The sequence below is a fragment of the Mycobacterium sp. Marseille-P9652 genome, assembly GCF_902652685.1.
Taxonomy (GTDB): domain Bacteria; phylum Actinomycetota; class Actinomycetes; order Mycobacteriales; family Mycobacteriaceae; genus Mycobacterium.
In genome coordinates this window covers 25,225-39,900 of sequence record NZ_CACRUY010000022.1, presented here as the reverse complement: position 1 = coordinate 39,900, position 14,676 = coordinate 25,225, and the positions used below count along the sequence as shown (strand labels likewise).

Sequence of the window (14,676 nt, the reverse complement as noted above, 5' to 3'; positions counted from 1 at the left end):
GGACCGAAATGGAAGCCTGGGACGCGATTCTGGCCCGGCGCAATGTCCGGCAGTACACGCCGGACCCGATCCCCGAGGCGGACCTGAACCGCATCGCCGAGGCCGGGTGGCGGGCGCCCTCGGCGAAGAACCGCCAGCCGTGGGACTTCGTGATCGTCACCGACCGGGCCCAGCTGCGGGAGCTGTCCACCGTCTGGCAGGGGGCCGGCCACATCGCGTCCGCCGCGGCCGCGATCGCCATCGTGGTGCCGACGCCGCCCGACGAGCGCCGGGTGATCACCGACAACTACGACGTCGGTCAGGCCACCATGGCGATGATGATCGCCGCGACCGACCTCGGGATCGGGACCGGCCATTCATCGGTCGGGGATCAGGACAGGGCGCGCGCCATCCTCGGCGTCCCCGACGGCTATCTGGTGGCCTTCCTGCTCGGCCTCGGCTATCCCGCCGACCGCCCGCTGGCCCCGATCCGCAAGCCGAACCGGCGGCCGTTCGCCGAGGTCGTCCACCACGGGCGGTGGTGATCGTCGCGCCGAAAGGTCTTGGCGGCCTTGCGGAGTCGTAGCATGCTTGGGCGATGGACAGAAATCAGCTCACCGAACAGATCGTCCTCGCCCGCCTGCGCCTCGGGTTGACCTGGCAGCAGCTTGCCGACGCCGTCGGCAGGCCGGTGGTGTGGACCACGTCGGCCCTGCTCGGTCAGCACCCCATACCCGCCGAGCTGGGCGCGATCCTCGTGCGGATGCTCGAGCTCGACGAGTCGGCCGTCGCGGTCCTGGCGGCACCCCCCATGCGGGGTGGGCTGCCGACCGCAGTCCCCACCGACCCGACCATCTACCGCTTCTACGAGGCGCTGCAGGTCTACGGCGGCGCCATCAAGGAGCTGATCCACGAGCAATTCGGTGACGGCATCATGAGTGCGATCAATTTCAGCGTGGACCTCAAGAAAAAGTCGCACCCGTCCGGCGACCGGGTGGTGGTGACCTTCGACGGCAAGTTCCTTCCCTACCAGTGGGTTACGGCCGACGCCGACCCGCAGCCGTGATACCGGTCGATCCCGCGACGCGTCCGGTGAAGTGACTGTTCGCTGTGCACGTGTCACACTGGCGATGAGGAGGCGATGAGGGTGCGGTGGCCGGATGGTCCATCCGGCCACCGTGTTCGTCCCGGTCTGTTTCGCCGACGTCAGTTCAGCAGGATCTGCGGGGAGAGGTCCTTCAGCATCGCGTTGGCCCAGCGCATCTGGCGCAGCGTCTCCGGATGGCAGCGTGCGGCGAGGCTGAGCAGTTCGGTGTCCTTCGCGGCCTGCGCGGCCTGGGCGAGCAATTCCCAGTCCAGCGACACCCCGGCGGCAATCCGGTGGATGCGCCGCAAGTCGGCCAGGAGGATCAACCCCGGTTCCGGGCGGTGTCGCAGCAGGTCGCTCGCGCGCGACTGCACCGGGCCGGTGACCGGGCGGGTGCGCGGACGGGCGGACAGACGCAGGCCGTAGTGGCGGCCGTGCGCGGCGAGCTCGCCAAGGTGCTGCTGTGACCAGCCCGCCAGGTCCCGCGCCAGGTGGCAGATGTCCTGGTCGCTGTGGTGCCGCGCGGCGACCACGTTGAGGCGGTGAGCCAGCCTGCGCTCGGAACGGTGCAGCTCCCGGATCGCCATCTTCAGCTTCACGGCGAGTCTCCATACACGGCTTCCGTGACCCCGGCCGCCGCGGCGCGCGCCGTCGCGGGCGCCGAACCGTTCACCGGCGCGGAGGCCGTGGTCGTCGGCGCGGGGGCGAAACCTGCGGCCCGCCGCCCATCCCGGTCGGGCGCCTTCGCGAGCCTGGCCGCGCCGGTCTTGAAGATCGGCTGCTTGGACGCCGGGTCCCAGTCGGTGAGCGTGAGCTCATTGGCGGCGCGGTGGTGCCCATCACCGGCGATGTCCCAGTAGCCGTAGTGGAACGGGACGAACACCACACCGTCGCGGATTCCGCAAATCCGGGCGGCGCAGGTGATGGCGCCGCGCGGAGTGGTCACCTCCACCCGATCGCCCTCGCGGATGCCCAGGCGGCCCGCGTCGCCCTGCGAGACCTCGACCCACACCTCGGGCGCGGCGTCCTGAAGTTGTTGAGCCCGAGCGGTTTTCGTGCGGGTGTGGAAGTGGTAGACCGTCCGGCCGGTGATGAGCGCGAACGGGAACTCGGGCCCGGGCCGCTCGTGCGGGGGAAGGTACTGGGCGGCCCTGATGATGCCCTTGCCGTCCGGGTTCAGGGATCGGTACTCGTCGGGCTGCAACGGGGCGCCGGTGATCAGGTCCTTCCCGTACTCCTCGCAGTACTCGGGATGCGCCCAGAACTTCCCGTCGGCGTACAGCCGTTCGGTCCCGTCGGGGTTCTCGTCGTTGCAGGGCCACTGGATTCCGCTGCCGCCGCGCAGCTTCTCGTAGGTCAATCCCGTGTAGTCGCACGGCCGGCCGGCGCTGCACTTCTTCCACGCCTCGAACGCCGACTCCGGGTCGGTCCAGGCCGGCAGGGGCCGGCCGTCCTTGTCGCGGAAGCCCATCCGGCGGGCGTAGTCGAGGAAGATGTCGAGGTCGGAGCGCGCGGATCCCGGTGGCTCCACGGCCTTTTCGGACAGGTGCACGGTGCGGTCGACGTTGGTGAACGTGCCGGTCTTCTCGCCCCATGCCGCGGCGGGCAGCACCACGTCGGCCAGCTCGGCGGTCTCGGTCAGGAAGATGTCCTCGACGACGAGGAACAACCGCTCCTGCGACAGAATGTCGCGGATCCGCGCCAGTTCCGGCAGCGACACGGCGGGATTGGTGGCCGTGACCCAGAGCATCCGCAGCGTGCCCTCCTCGGCGAAGCGGAACATCTGCATCGCATGCGTCGGCGACGCGTAGTGGGGGATCTGCAGGGGCTCGAGGTTCCATACGGCCGCCAGGTCGGCAATGTGCTTGTCGTTGGCCCAGTTGCGGAACGCGGGCAGGTCGCCGTCGGCGCCGCACTCCCGGGTGTTCTCCGCCGTCGGCTGCCCGTTCATCTGCAGCACGCCGCAGCCCGGCTTGCCGAGCATGCCGCGGATCAGGTGAATGTTGTTGACCTGCACCGCCGCCGCCGTCGCCTGGTGGGACTGGTAGAAGCCCTGCAGCACGGTGGACAGCAGGCGCCGCGCGTCGCCGATCAGGCGCGCCGCCTCACGGATGTCGTCGGCGTCGACGTCGCAGATCTCGGCCGCCCGCTCGGGCGGGTACTCGTCGACCCGCTTGCACAGCTCGTCGAAGCCCACGGTGTTCGCGTCGATGTAGTCGCGGTCGATCCAGTCGTGGGCGATGATCTCGTGCAAGAGGCCGTTCATCAACGCGACGTTGGTGCCGGGCAGCGGCGCCAGATGCACGGTCGCGTGCCGGGCGACCGGCGTCAGGCGCGGGTCGACGCACACGATCGCCGGTGGCGCGTCGCCGGCCAGGCGGTCGAGCATCCGCGCCCACAGCACCGTCTGGGTCTCGGCCACGTTGTGCCCGAACAGCGCGATGACGTCGGCGTGGTCGACGTCGGTGTAGGACCCGGGCTGCCCGTCGCAGCCGAACGATTCCTTGAGCGCCTCGGCCGCGGTCGCCGTGCACAACCGGGTATTGCCGTCGACGTGATTGGTGCCGATGGCCCCGTGCGCGATGATCGCCTGCGTGTAGTACTCCTCGCTGAACAGCTGCCCCGAGGTGTAGAACCCGATCGAGCCGGGGCCGTAGTCGTCGAGCAGTTGCCTGCTGCGCGCCACGATCCGGTCCATCGCCGTGTCCCAGTCGCACGGCTCGAGGGCGCCGCCGACCCGGATCATCGGGGTGGTCAATCGGTCCCGCGAATTGTTGGCTTGCCAGCCGAAGAGGTCCTTGGGGTCGAGGCGGCCGTGGTTGACGCGGTCGACGGCGCGCCCGCGGACCCCCACGATCCGGCCGTCCTTGACGGCGATGTCCAGGCCGTCACCGTTCGAGTGCAGCACGGCCGCCGACTGCACCCACCGGTCCACCGACTCGGGTGTGACCCCGTCGGCGAGGAAGCAGTCCACCCTCTCGGGCCACCGCGCGCCCGGTGCGTAGGGCGTCCGTGTTCCCCACGGATCAGCGATGCGATCTATCGCCACCCAGGCGGCTTACCCGCTTCGCGCGGGGGAAAACTCCAAGCCCGATCATAAATATTCCTTAGAGGCCGAACTCGGACTCGATGCCGTCGATCCCGGCGCGGATCGCCTTGAGCCCGTCGGCGCGGGCGCGCAACTTGGTTGCGGCGTGGGCATGTTGGCGCAGGCCGGCGAATTCCCGCGCGGCCTCCTCGGCGCGGCTGACCACCATCTCGGGCAGCACGATCTCGTCGACGAACCCCGCGGCCAGGGCGGTCTCGCCGAAGAACGTCTTGGCCAGCCCGGCGGCCTGCTGGTACGCCGACGGCGTCAGCCGCAGCTTCATGATCTCCAGGGCGGCGTAGGGGATCACCATGCCGATTGCGACCTCGTTGGCCTGGATGTTGTAGGCGTGGGCGGCGACGCGGTGGTCGCCCGACGCGAGCAGGAACGCCCCCATCGCGATCGCGTGACCGGTGCAGGCCATCACCACCGGCTTCGGGTGCGACAGCAGCCGGTAGGCCAGCTCGAACCCGCCCCTGAGCATGTCGATCGCGGGCTGCGCCTCGCCCGAGGTCAGGATCTTCAGGTCGAACCCACCGCTGAAGACGCGCTCGTTGCCCGTGATCACCAGCGCGCCGGCGTTGTCGCTCTCGGCCCGGTCGATCGCCTCGCCCAAGGCCTGCTGCATCGTCGGGCCGAGCGCGTTGACCTTGCCGTCGTCCATCCTGATGACGGCGACCGAATCCTTCAGGGTGTACGAGACCGGACCGCTCACGGTTTGCTCCTTTGACTCAGTTCTTCCCTAAGGCGGGGTTCGGTCGTCAGGCGGGCTGGCTGCGGTGCCTGCCGAGATCGTTCTCGGCGCCACCCCAGCGCACGCTGACGTCCGTGGGCGCCTCCAGCTGCCTGGTGCGCCAACGGTCCTGAGTCTCGCGCACCGCGCCGTTGATGCGTTCGATCTCCCCGCGGAACACCTCGGGCCGAGTCTCCTTGCTGGCGTAATGGAAGTAGGTCAAAAGGCCGCGGAGCAGCTCGAGCTTCTGCTTCTCGCGCTTGGCCAGGTCGTGCGTCGTCATCAGCTCGATGCGCTGCACGGGCGGCAGGTCGGCCCAGTCGAGCACCACCGCGGTCTCGATCGGCGCGCGGTCGCGCTGCCAGAACCGCCACCCGCCCGGTGAGTGCGGGCGGTCGTAGTACGTGAGGGTCCCGGTGAACCGCGACTCGATCCCGCTGCCGATCTCGGCGCGATCGAGCGCCGAATCCCACACCATGCGCCATTCCTGGCCGGGAGCCAGCACCGGCAGCTCCCGGGGCAGTTGCAGCTCGACCACGTCGGCGTAGCCGTCCGTGGCGTTTTCGTATTGTGCGACCGTCGGCGGATTGGAAAAAGAGAATTGAATGTCATAGGCGGCGGTGCGCCCGAAATTGCGGACCACGAGTTCGATGACGTGCCAGTCCGCCGGGTGCGGTTCCATCAGCATCGCGACGTGGGGGCGGGCCTGTTCCTCGGCCAGGCGGCGACGGCGGTTGAGCTGGCGATTCGTGACGATCAGCGCGATGACGCCGAGGGCGACCGCCGCCCACGCCGCCCAAGCCAACCAGGTGCTGGATCCAACATTGGTGACCCCGTTCCAGCCGTCCTGGATCCACCCCATCGAATCCACCCTCCGCTTATATCACAGCAGGGTTTCGGCGTTGTTTGCCCGCGACGTCTGTCAGCCGCCCATCAGCATTCGCCACTGGTTGAGGTCGGTGGCGCGGTAGACGTAATTGGAACGCTTGACTTCCGACAGGGACGCGCTCGGTTCCGCCGAATACCAATGGCCCGGGTAGACGGTCGGGTCGCCGGGAAGGGCGGCGAGCCGCTGCAGGCTGCGGTAGATCTCGTCGGAGTCGCCGCCGGGAAAGTCGGTGCGCCCGCAGCCCTCGAGGAACAGGGTGTCGCCGGCGACCAGTCGGCCGTCGAGCAGGAAGCACTGGCTGCCCGGCGTGTGGCCAGGGGTGTGCAGCAGCTCGATCTCGATGTCGCCGACGTTGACCTTGTCGTGGCCCTCGTGGGTGGTGAGGTCGCCCATGCCGATCCCGGTGACGCGTGAAACCCACAGCGCCTCATGGGTGTTCACGTGCACCGGCACGGACGCCCGGTCCAGCAGTTCGGCCAGGCCCTTGAGCGCGAACCCCATCATCTCCCCACCCACGTGGTCGGGGTGGTGGTGGGTGACCAGCACGCCCGACAGGTGCATGCCGTCGGCCTCGAGCGTGTCGATCAGGTCGCCGGCGGCGTAGGCGGGGTCCACCACCAGGCAGTCCCCGGTCTCCCGGTCGCCGATCAGGTAGGCGAAGTTGCGCATCTGCGTCGCGATCATGTCGCCGGCGGCGAAATCGCGGCCGGACAACAATTGGCGGAAGTACAGCCGGTCCTCAGGCACCTGACCAGACTAGGACGTCGCACCATTACGTCTGCCCGCAACGCCCCGAGGGCGCCTTGGTCCGCTTTGTATTGTTGGCGCATGAAGAAGAAGGTCGAGGTTGAGATCGACACCGATCTGGTCGACGAGGCGATAAGCCGGTTTCATCTGGCCGACATGCGGGAGGCCGTCCATCTCGCGTTGCGCACCCTGCTCGGCGTGGCGGATGATGGGGATGACGCCGAGTACGACGAATTCAGCGACCTCCGGGCCTGGGAGCCGCGCCGCGGCGGTGAGTGATCGGGTAACCGGCGGAGTTCCCCCGGGACGCCGTGGTTTGGTGCCGTTGCTCGCCGCGCTGTAACCTCTTTTAGGCCCGCGGCACTGCCGATTCGGGTGAACGGCCCCCTTAGCTCAGTCGGTAGAGCGTTTCCATGGTAAGGAAAAGGTCAACGGTTCGATTCCGTTAGGGGGCTCGGCGGACGCCGAGCAGGCGCGGCGCGCACGAGGCGATGTAGCTCAGTCGGTTAGAGCGAACGACTCATAATCGTTAGGTCGCCGGTTCGAGTCCGGCCATCGCTACAACACAACAACGGGTTTTTTAAAGAGAGACGCGAGAGAGACCGATATGGCTTCCAGTACCGACGTACGGCCGAAGATCACCTTGGCCTGCGAGGTGTGCAAGCACCGCAACTACATCACCAAGAAGAATCGCCGCAACGACCCCGACCGGCTGGAGCTGAAGAAGTTCTGCCCGAATTGCGGCAAGCACCAGGCCCACCGCGAGACACGGTAGCCACCCGCACGCATTACTGAGATTGACTAGGTAGGTTCTGAAGACGTGCCGCTAGCCGAGAGCATCGTCGGGATGCACTACCGGTATCCCGACCACTACGAGGTCGAGCGCGAAAAAATCCGCGAGCACGCGGACGCCGTCCAAAACAAGGACGACTGGCATTTCGACGAGAAGGCGGCCGCCGAGCTCGGCTACCCGGGCCTGCCCGCGCCGCTGACGTTCATCTCCGTGTTCGGCTACAAAGCCCAGTCGGCGTTCTTCGAGTACGCCGGCATCGCCGTGACCGACCAGCAGATCGTCCAGGTCGATCAGGTGCTTAAATTCATGAAGCCAATCGTGGCGGGTGACAAGCTGTACTGCGACGTCTGGGTGGACTCGATGCGCGAGGCGCACGGCACCCAGATCATCGTGACCAAGAACATCATCACCAACCAAGCCGGTGAGACTGTCCAGGAGACCTACACGACCCTGGCGGGCCGTGCGGGAGACGACGGAGAAAAGGGATTTTCACATGCCACTGCGTGAGTTCAATTCGGTCAAGGTGGGCGACCAGCTGCCGGAGAAGACGTACCCGCTGACGCGTGGTGACCTGGTGAACTACGCGGGCGTCTCCGGTGACCTGAACCCCATCCACTGGGACGACGAGATCGCCAAGGTGGTCGGGCTGGACACCGCGATCGCGCACGGCATGCTGACCATGGGCATCGGCGGCGGCTATGTCACGTCGTGGGTGGGTGACCCGGGGGCGGTGACCGAGTACAACGTCCGGTTCACCGCCGTGGTGCCGGTGCCCAACGACGGCAAGGGCACCGAGCTGGTGTTCAGCGGCCGCGTGAAGTCCGTGGACCCGGAGAGCAAGTCGGTGACGATCGCGCTCACGGCCACCACCGGCGGCAAGAAGATCTTCGGGCGGGCAATCGCGTCGGCGAAGCTGGCGTAGCTGATGGCGCTCAAGACCGATATCCGCGGCATGGTCTGGCGGTATCCGGATTACTTTGTCGTGGGCCGCGAACAGCTCCGCCAGTTCGCCGGCTCGATCAAGTGCGAGCACCCGGCACACTTCGAGGAGACCGCCGCCGCCGAGCTCGGCCACGACAACATCGTTGCGCCGCTGACGTTCGCCTCGATCCTGGCGAAGCTGGTCCAGCTCGATTTCTTCCGGCATGTCGACATCGGCATGGAGACCATGCAGATCGTCCAGGTCGACCAGCAGTTCGTCTTCAAGAAGCCGATCCTCGCCGGCGACAAGCTGTGGGCCCGGATGGAGATCCACTCGGTGAACGAGCGGTTCGGCGCCGACATCGTCGTCACGAAGAACGTCTGCCACAACGATGACGGCGAACTCGTCCTCGAGGCCTTCACCACCCTGATGGGTCAGCAGGGGGACGGGTCCGCCCGGCTCAAATGGGACAAGGAGTCCGGGCAGGTCGTCAGGGCGTAGGATTCTGGGGCTCGGGAAAAATCGAGTACACTCGGACCCCGGGGTTTTCCCAGCGTCAGCGCGCTTTCCGTGAGTTGAAGGAACGGGGAGCGCGCGTGTCATGTGAGCCCCGGCAGGTAAGCGCAGGTTGGCCTGCCAACCGCGAAGGGGCGTAGCTCAACTGGCAGAGCAGCGGTCTCCAAAACCGCAGGTTGCAGGTTCAAGTCCTGTCGCCCCTGCTGAAAGGCCTGCTTAACGGCCGGGCCGTGCCATGGTGGACACTGGAAGGATGTCCCGCCCAGGGACGTCTCAGCGGGGCATCCCGCGGGACAGTAGCAGACAGAGGAGCATGCGGTGAGCGACGAGGGCAGTGCTGCCAACGACGCCGCACGCGACGGCGGCGACGGTGACGAGGACCGCGCGAGCGGTCGGACGGCCGTGGTGACCGAACCCGTGGCGCGTCCGCAACGGCCGACCGGCAAGCGGTCCCGCCAACGGGCGGTCGACGCCGGGGACGACGGCGACGCGGCGTCGCCGGACGAGGTCGCCGAGGAGGCCTCCAAGGAGGACTCCGGCGCCAAGAAGGGGAAAAAGGGCGCCAAGGGCAAGGCGGTCAAGAAGCTGGCGAAAGCCCGCAAGCCCGGCGACCGTCCGGCCAACCCGTTCGTGTTCGTCTACAACTACCTCAAGCAGGTGGTTGCGGAGATGCGGAAGGTCATCTGGCCGAACCGCAAGCAGATGCTCACCTACACCTCGGTGGTGCTGGTGTTCCTCGCCTTCATGGTGGCGCTCGTCGGCCTGGCGGACTTCGGCCTGACCAAGCTCGTGCTGCTGGTGTTCGGCTGAGCGACAGATAGAGAGGACTTTGACAACCGTGACTACCTTCGACGGTGACACGTCCGCGGGTGAAGCGGTCGACGTGCAGGAGACCGCCACCGAGACCACTGACGCCACTGAGGCCACCGAGGGCGCGGACGCCTCCGAGGGCATTGACGCCACCGACGCCACTGACGCCCCTGAGGCCGCCGCTCCGGCCGAGCCGGCCGAGGACGTCGACCCGGCCGCCGCGCTCAAGGCGGACCTGCGCAGCAAGCCCGGCAACTGGTACGTCATCCACTCCTACGCGGGCTACGAGAACAAGGTGAAGGCCAACCTCGAGACCCGCGTGCAGAACCTCGACGTGGGCGACTACATCTTCCAGGTGGAGGTGCCCACCGAGGAGGTCACCGAGATCAAGAACGGGCAGCGCAAGCAGGTCAACCGCAAGGTGCTGCCCGGCTACATCCTGGTCCGGATGGACCTCACCGACGACTCGTGGGCCGCCGTGCGCAACACCCCCGGGGTCACCGGGTTCGTCGGCGCGACGTCGCGGCCGTCGGCCCTGACGCTCGACGACGTGGTGAAGTTCCTGCTTCCCCGCAACGCCGCGAAGAAGGCCGCCAAGGGCGCGGCCAGCACCGCGGCGGCCGCCGAGGTGGGCGGCCTCGAGCGCCCCACCGTCGAGGTCGACTACGAGGTCGGCGAATCGGTGACGGTCATGGACGGGCCGTTCGCCACGCTGCCGGCCACCATCAGCGAGGTCAACGCCGAACAGCAGAAGCTCAAGGTGCTGGTGTCGATCTTCGGCCGCGAGACCCCCGTCGAGTTGACGTTCGGTCAAGTCTCGAAGATCTAACCCAAGCTCAGTCAGGAAGGAAAACCACAACTCATGGCCCCGAAGAAGAAGGTCGCCGGGCTGATCAAGCTGCAGATCGTGGCCGGGCAGGCCAACCCGGCGCCGCCGGTCGGCCCCGCGCTCGGCCAGCACGGCGTGAACATCATGGAGTTCTGCAAGGCGTACAACGCCGCCACAGAGAACCAGCGCGGCCAGGTCATCCCGGTGGAGATCACGGTCTACGAGGACCGCAGCTTCACGTTCGCGCTCAAGACGCCGCCGGCCGCCAAGCTGCTGCTCAAGGCCGCCGGTGTGGGCAAGGGCTCGGCCGAGCCGCACAAGACCAAGGTCGCCAAGGTCACCTGGGATCAGGTTCGCGAGATCGCCGAGACCAAGAAGACCGACCTCAACGCCAACGACATCGACGCCGCCGCCAAGATCATCGCCGGGACCGCCCGGTCGATGGGCATCACGGTCGAATAGAACTGTTACACCCGTGGGAGGGCCAGCTCCGGCCCGTCAACCACAACCAACCACGAGATTGGATGAACGAATGAGCAAGAACAGCAAGGCATACCGCGCCGCCGCCGAGAAGGTGGACCGCGACCACCTCTACACCCCGCTGGAGGCGGCCAAGCTCGCCAAGGAGACGTCGTCGGCCAAGCAGGACGCGACGGTCGAGGTGGCGATCCGGCTGGGCGTCGACCCGCGCAAGGCCGACCAGATGGTCCGCGGCACCGTCAACCTGCCGCACGGCACCGGCAAGACGGCCCGGGTCGCGGTGTTCGCCGTGGGCGACAAGGCCGAGCAGGCGCAGGCCGCCGGCGCCGACATCGTCGGCAGTGACGACCTGATCGAGAAGATCCAGGGCGGGTTCCTCGATTTCGACGCCGCGATCGCCACCCCCGACCAGATGGCGAAGGTGGGCCGCATCGCCCGCGTGCTCGGCCCGCGGGGTCTGATGCCCAACCCGAAGACGGGCACCGTCACGCCCGACGTCGCCAAGGCCGTCTCCGACATCAAGGGCGGCAAGATCAACTTCCGCGTCGACAAGCAGGCCAACCTGCACTTCGTCATCGGCAAGGCGTCGTTCGACGAGAAGAGCCTGGCCGAGAACTACGGCGCCGCGCTCGACGAGGTGCTGCGGCTCAAGCCGTCGGCGTCCAAGGGTCGGTACCTGAAGAAGATCGTCGTCTCGACGACGACGGGCCCGGGCATCCCGGTCGACCCGTCGGTCACCCGCAACTTCGCGGAGGCGTAGCTCTTCCCGGGTCGAACGTCGACTTGTTGTGCGGTTTCGGCCGATTCGGCGCAAACAACTCGACGCTCGGCGGGACTACCCGCCGCACTCGGCGATGCGGCGTCGCAGGAACTCCCTGCTCGGCTCTGAGCCGTTGTGCTGCAACGCTTTTCGGTACCAGACGACCGCCTCGCCGGTCCGCCCCGCGCGCCGCAGCAGGTCGGCGCGCAGTGTCGTGACCAGGCCCGAGCGGGCGAGCCGGGGATCGTCGGCCACCTCGTCCAGGGCCGCCAGGCCGGCCGCGGGCCCGTCGCGGAAGCCGACCGCCAGAGCGCGATTCGCGCGCACTACCGGCGAGTCCGTCAGGGCCGCGAGCCGGTCGTACGCCGAACAGATGGTGGTCCAATCGGTCTGCTCCCACGACGGCGCGGTCGCGTGCAGCGCCGCGATCACGGCCTGCGGGAGGTAGGGGCCCGTCGACCCCTCGGCGCGTCGCAGCCGGTCCAGCCCGCGGGCGATCCGCCCGCGGTCCCACCGGCGGCGGTCCTGGTCCTCGAGCGGCACCAGCATCCCGGCGTCGTCGACCCGGGTCGCCCGCCGCGAGTCGTGCAGCAGCACGAGGGCGGCCAGCGCGTGCGCCTCCGGTTCGTCGGGCATCAGGGCGCACAGCTCGCCGGCCAGCCGGACGCCTTCGTCGCACAGTTCGTCGCGGATCGCCGACGGGCCGGCGGTCGACCAGTAGCCCTCGGTGAACACCGAGTAGACGCAGCCCAGCACGTGCGGGGTGCGCTCGGCCAGCAGCCCGGGAGGCGGCACGCGCAGCGGGATGTTGGCGTGCCGGATCTTGTTCTTGGCCCGGGTGATTCGCTGGCCGACGGCGGCCTCGCTCTGCAGCAGCGCGCGGGCGATCTCCGCGACGGTCAACCCCGACACCAACCGCAGGGTGAGCGCGAGCTGCGACTGCCGGTCGAGCGCCGGGTGCGCGCAGGTGAACATCATCCGCAGCTCGTCGTCGCGCACCGGATGGGGTTCGGTGCTATCCGTGCGCGCCAGAATGTCGTCCATCACCGCCGCCAATTCCTTTCCGGGGCGGACCGATTCGCGGCGCAGCCGATCCCGGGCGCGGTTGCGGGCGACGGTCACCAGCCACCCGCCCGGGTTGTCGGGCACGCGGTCGCGCGGCCAGGTGCGCAGCGCCTCGGCACAGGCCTCCTGGACGGCGTCCTCCGCGACGGTCAGGTCGCCCGACCACCGCGCGAGCGCGGCGACGGCCGGTCCCCACTCCCGGCGAAAGACGCCGTCCAGGTCGGTCATCCGCGATGACTACAGGGCGGAGACGCCGGCCAACTGTCGCAGCTGCACGGTCGAGGCCGGGATCATCGATGCGATCTTCACCGCCTCGTCGCGGTCCGCGGCGCCGATGACGTATATCCCCGTGGCGATCTCGGCCCCCTCGACGTAGGGCCCGTCGGTGATCAGGACCTCGCCGTCGCGCACCCGCACGGTGGTGGCGGTGGACCGGTCATGCAGCGCGGCGCCGCCGAGGATGTGATCGCCCGCGGCCGCGTGGAGATCGGCGTGCTTGGCCGCCACCGCGTCCCACTCCGGTGTGCCGGGCGTGTGCGCGGTCTCGGCCGGCTCCAGCAGCAGCGCCAGCCAGTCGTTGCCGGTGGTTTTGCGCGACAGCTCGATCGAGTGCACGGCGGGCCAGACCTCCACCGCCCCGAACGCGGCCAGCGGCACGTCGCGCGCCAGGGCCAGCGCCTCGTCGAGGTTCTCCGCTTCGAACACGTAGTAGCCGCAGGCCACCTCGGCGCCCTCGGGGAAGGGGCCGTCGGTGACAACGGGCGCGTCCGGGCCGCCGGTGATCACCGCCGCGGCGGCGGCCGGAGCCAGCGCGTCGCCGGATTTGATCGCCGGGCCGGCCTTGGCGTGAAAGTTCTGCCAGGCGGCCATCGTGTCGGAGTCTTCCGGTGCGCGGTCCCGCTCCCGGCTGATCAACAGTGCGAAGTACTGCATGAGTCGTCACCTCCAGTAGTGAGCGGAGCCCTGCGCTCCACTCTCTACCTATGCGACGAACGGCGCGCCGCTAATCCGACAACTCTAGGCGGCCGCCCCAGGCTTGAGGTAGGTCACCAGGCTGCAGTCGAGCATTTCGTCGGTGAAGTAGTGCTCGCAGCCCCGCAGGTACTTCATGTAGCGGTTGTAGACCTCTTCGGAGGTGACCTCGATGGCCTTCTCCCGGTTGGACTCCAGGGTGTCGCCCCAGATGTGCAGTGTCTTGATGTAGTGCGGGCGCAGCGAAATGGGTTCCGGCACAACGAAACCCGCCTTGACGCCGTGGTCGACCATCATCTCGGTGGACGGCAGCCGACCGCCCGGGAAGATCTCGGTGACGATGAACTTGATGAATCGCGCCGTCTCGAAGGTCAGCTTCTTGCCGCGCGCCGCCATCTCGAACGGGTGATAGCTGACGCTGCTCTGCACCGTCATCCGGCCGTCGTCGGGCATGATGTCGAAGCACCGCTTGAAGAAGTCGTCGTAGTTCTCGTGCCCGAAGTGCTCGAAGGCCTCGATCGACACGATCCGGTCGACGGGCTCATTGAAGTCCTCCCACCCGTGCAGCCGGACCGAACGGGAGCGATTGGTGTCGACCTCCGCGAGGACCTGCTCGGAGCGGGCGTGCTGGTTCTTGGACAGCGTCAGGCCGATGACGTTGACGTCGAACCGTTCGATGGCCCTCTTCATGGTCGTGCCCCACCCGCAGCCGATGTCCAGCAAGGTCATCCCCGGCTTGAGGTCCAGCTGGTCCAGATTGAGGTCGATCTTGGCGTACTGCGCCTCTTCCAGCGTCATGTCGTCGCGAGCGAAGTAGGCGCAGCTGTAGATCCGGGTCGGGTCCTGGAACAGGGCGAAGAAGTCGTCGGAGACGTCGTAGTGCGCCTGAATGTCTTCGAACTGGCGCGTCCGCGTCTTCGCCGGGCTAGTGGTCTGCTCAGCCATGTTTCTCCTGCTTGCGCGCGAGTGCGCGGCTTCGATTGTCTTCACGTTGTCCGACGCGCAA

At 68.0% G+C, this 14,676-nt stretch carries 19 protein-coding genes and 3 tRNA genes; 14 read left to right on the top strand and 8 right to left on the bottom strand.

Annotation, left to right across the window (positions count from 1 at the left end; translation table 11 throughout):
• The first annotated feature begins 8 nt into the window (after positions 1 to 8).
• Both GPY60_RS13785 and cynS read left to right on the top strand, forming a co-directional pair.
• Entirely contained in the window at positions 9 to 524 is a 516-nt protein-coding gene (locus GPY60_RS13785; protein ID WP_156688236.1) for a nitroreductase family protein, read from the top strand.
• A 53-nt stretch (positions 525 to 577) separates the two neighbouring features.
• Positions 578 to 1,045, top strand: a complete 468-nt coding sequence (gene cynS / locus GPY60_RS13780; protein ID WP_156688235.1) for a cyanase — start codon at positions 578 to 580, stop codon at positions 1,043 to 1,045.
• Between the two features lie 140 nt (positions 1,046 to 1,185).
• Here cynS and GPY60_RS13775 read toward each other — a convergent pair whose 3' ends face one another.
• The 5 genes from GPY60_RS13775 to GPY60_RS13755 are packed head-to-tail and all read right to left on the bottom strand — an operon-like array spanning position 1,186 to position 6,523.
• Positions 1,186 to 1,665 carry a hypothetical protein gene (locus GPY60_RS13775; protein WP_156688234.1) on the bottom strand — a complete coding sequence of 160 codons (480 nt, stop codon included), beginning with the start codon at positions 1,663 to 1,665 and terminating at the stop codon, positions 1,186 to 1,188.
• Positions 1,662 to 4,115 (bottom strand): molybdopterin oxidoreductase family protein, encoded by a 2,454-nt coding sequence (locus tag GPY60_RS13770; protein WP_156688233.1) that lies wholly within the window; start codon positions 4,113 to 4,115, stop codon positions 1,662 to 1,664. The genes GPY60_RS13775 and GPY60_RS13770 overlap by 4 nt, the downstream gene beginning before the upstream one ends.
• Positions 4,116 to 4,173: 58 nt before the next feature.
• Positions 4,174 to 4,869, bottom strand: a complete 696-nt coding sequence (locus tag GPY60_RS13765) for a crotonase/enoyl-CoA hydratase family protein (RefSeq protein ID WP_156688232.1) — start codon at positions 4,867 to 4,869, stop codon at positions 4,174 to 4,176.
• A gap of 46 nt (positions 4,870 to 4,915) precedes the next feature.
• Positions 4,916 to 5,749 (bottom strand): hypothetical protein, encoded by an 834-nt coding sequence (locus GPY60_RS13760; protein WP_156688264.1) that lies wholly within the window; start codon positions 5,747 to 5,749, stop codon positions 4,916 to 4,918.
• A gap of 60 nt (positions 5,750 to 5,809) precedes the next feature.
• Positions 5,810 to 6,523, bottom strand: a complete 714-nt coding sequence (locus GPY60_RS13755) for an MBL fold metallo-hydrolase (RefSeq protein WP_156688231.1) — start codon at positions 6,521 to 6,523, stop codon at positions 5,810 to 5,812.
• A gap of 81 nt (positions 6,524 to 6,604) precedes the next feature.
• On the opposite strand from GPY60_RS13755, the gene GPY60_RS13750 reads away from it, so the two are divergent.
• The 12 genes from GPY60_RS13750 (at position 6,605) to rplA (ending at position 11,633) form a co-directional block, all read left to right on the top strand.
• Positions 6,605 to 6,802, top strand: coding sequence for a type II toxin-antitoxin system VapB family antitoxin (locus GPY60_RS13750; protein WP_156688230.1), 198 nt, complete (start codon positions 6,605 to 6,607; stop codon positions 6,800 to 6,802).
• 103 nt (positions 6,803 to 6,905) lie between these two features.
• Positions 6,906 to 6,978, top strand: a tRNA-Thr gene (locus tag GPY60_RS13745).
• Between the two features lie 32 nt (positions 6,979 to 7,010).
• Positions 7,011 to 7,084 (top strand) — tRNA-Met (locus GPY60_RS13740).
• A gap of 46 nt (positions 7,085 to 7,130) precedes the next feature.
• Positions 7,131 to 7,298, top strand: a complete 168-nt coding sequence (gene rpmG / locus GPY60_RS13735; protein ID WP_003898538.1) for a 50S ribosomal protein L33 — start codon at positions 7,131 to 7,133, stop codon at positions 7,296 to 7,298.
• Between the two features lie 72 nt (positions 7,299 to 7,370).
• Positions 7,371 to 7,823 carry a (3R)-hydroxyacyl-ACP dehydratase subunit HadA gene (gene hadA, locus GPY60_RS13730; protein WP_370462722.1) on the top strand — a complete coding sequence of 151 codons (453 nt, stop codon included), beginning with the start codon at positions 7,371 to 7,373 and terminating at the stop codon, positions 7,821 to 7,823.
• Positions 7,810 to 8,238: a (3R)-hydroxyacyl-ACP dehydratase subunit HadB gene (gene hadB, locus GPY60_RS13725; RefSeq protein WP_156688228.1), complete on the top strand. Its 429-nt coding sequence runs from the start codon at positions 7,810 to 7,812 to the stop codon at positions 8,236 to 8,238. Before hadA ends, hadB begins: the two co-directional genes overlap by 14 nt.
• Before the next feature lie 3 nt (positions 8,239 to 8,241).
• Positions 8,242 to 8,739, top strand: coding sequence for a (3R)-hydroxyacyl-ACP dehydratase subunit HadC (hadC, locus tag GPY60_RS13720; protein WP_156688227.1), 498 nt, complete (start codon positions 8,242 to 8,244; stop codon positions 8,737 to 8,739).
• 145 nt (positions 8,740 to 8,884) lie between these two features.
• Positions 8,885 to 8,957 (top strand) — tRNA-Trp (locus tag GPY60_RS13715).
• Between the two features lie 115 nt (positions 8,958 to 9,072).
• The gene (gene secE, locus GPY60_RS13710) at positions 9,073 to 9,564 is read left to right on the top strand and encodes a preprotein translocase subunit SecE (RefSeq protein WP_156688226.1); all 492 of its coding nucleotides are present in this window, start codon (positions 9,073 to 9,075) and stop codon (positions 9,562 to 9,564) included.
• A gap of 28 nt (positions 9,565 to 9,592) precedes the next feature.
• A complete protein-coding gene (gene nusG, locus GPY60_RS13705) occupies positions 9,593 to 10,393 on the top strand; it encodes a transcription termination/antitermination protein NusG (RefSeq protein WP_156688225.1) in 801 nt (266 codons plus the stop codon).
• Positions 10,394 to 10,426: 33 nt separating this feature from the next.
• Positions 10,427 to 10,855: a 50S ribosomal protein L11 gene (gene rplK, locus GPY60_RS13700; RefSeq protein WP_068087268.1), complete on the top strand. Its 429-nt coding sequence runs from the start codon at positions 10,427 to 10,429 to the stop codon at positions 10,853 to 10,855.
• 70 nt (positions 10,856 to 10,925) lie between these two features.
• On the top strand, positions 10,926 to 11,633 hold the full coding sequence (gene rplA, locus GPY60_RS13695) for a 50S ribosomal protein L1 (protein WP_156688224.1): 708 nt from the start codon (positions 10,926 to 10,928) through the stop codon (positions 11,631 to 11,633).
• 75 nt (positions 11,634 to 11,708) lie between these two features.
• On the opposite strand, the gene GPY60_RS13690 is transcribed toward rplA, so the two are convergent.
• The 3 genes from GPY60_RS13690 to mmaA4 all read right to left on the bottom strand — a co-directional run bounded on the left by GPY60_RS13690 (position 11,709) and on the right by mmaA4 (position 14,615).
• Positions 11,709 to 12,926 (bottom strand): RNA polymerase sigma factor, encoded by a 1,218-nt coding sequence (locus GPY60_RS13690; protein ID WP_156688223.1) that lies wholly within the window; start codon positions 12,924 to 12,926, stop codon positions 11,709 to 11,711.
• Between the two features lie 9 nt (positions 12,927 to 12,935).
• Positions 12,936 to 13,631, bottom strand: coding sequence for a YciI family protein (locus GPY60_RS13685; RefSeq protein WP_156688222.1), 696 nt, complete (start codon positions 13,629 to 13,631; stop codon positions 12,936 to 12,938).
• Between the two features lie 84 nt (positions 13,632 to 13,715).
• Positions 13,716 to 14,615 (bottom strand): hydroxymycolate synthase MmaA4, encoded by a 900-nt coding sequence (gene mmaA4, locus GPY60_RS13680; protein WP_156688221.1) that lies wholly within the window; start codon positions 14,613 to 14,615, stop codon positions 13,716 to 13,718.
• Between the last annotated feature and the right edge of the window lie 61 nt (positions 14,616 to 14,676).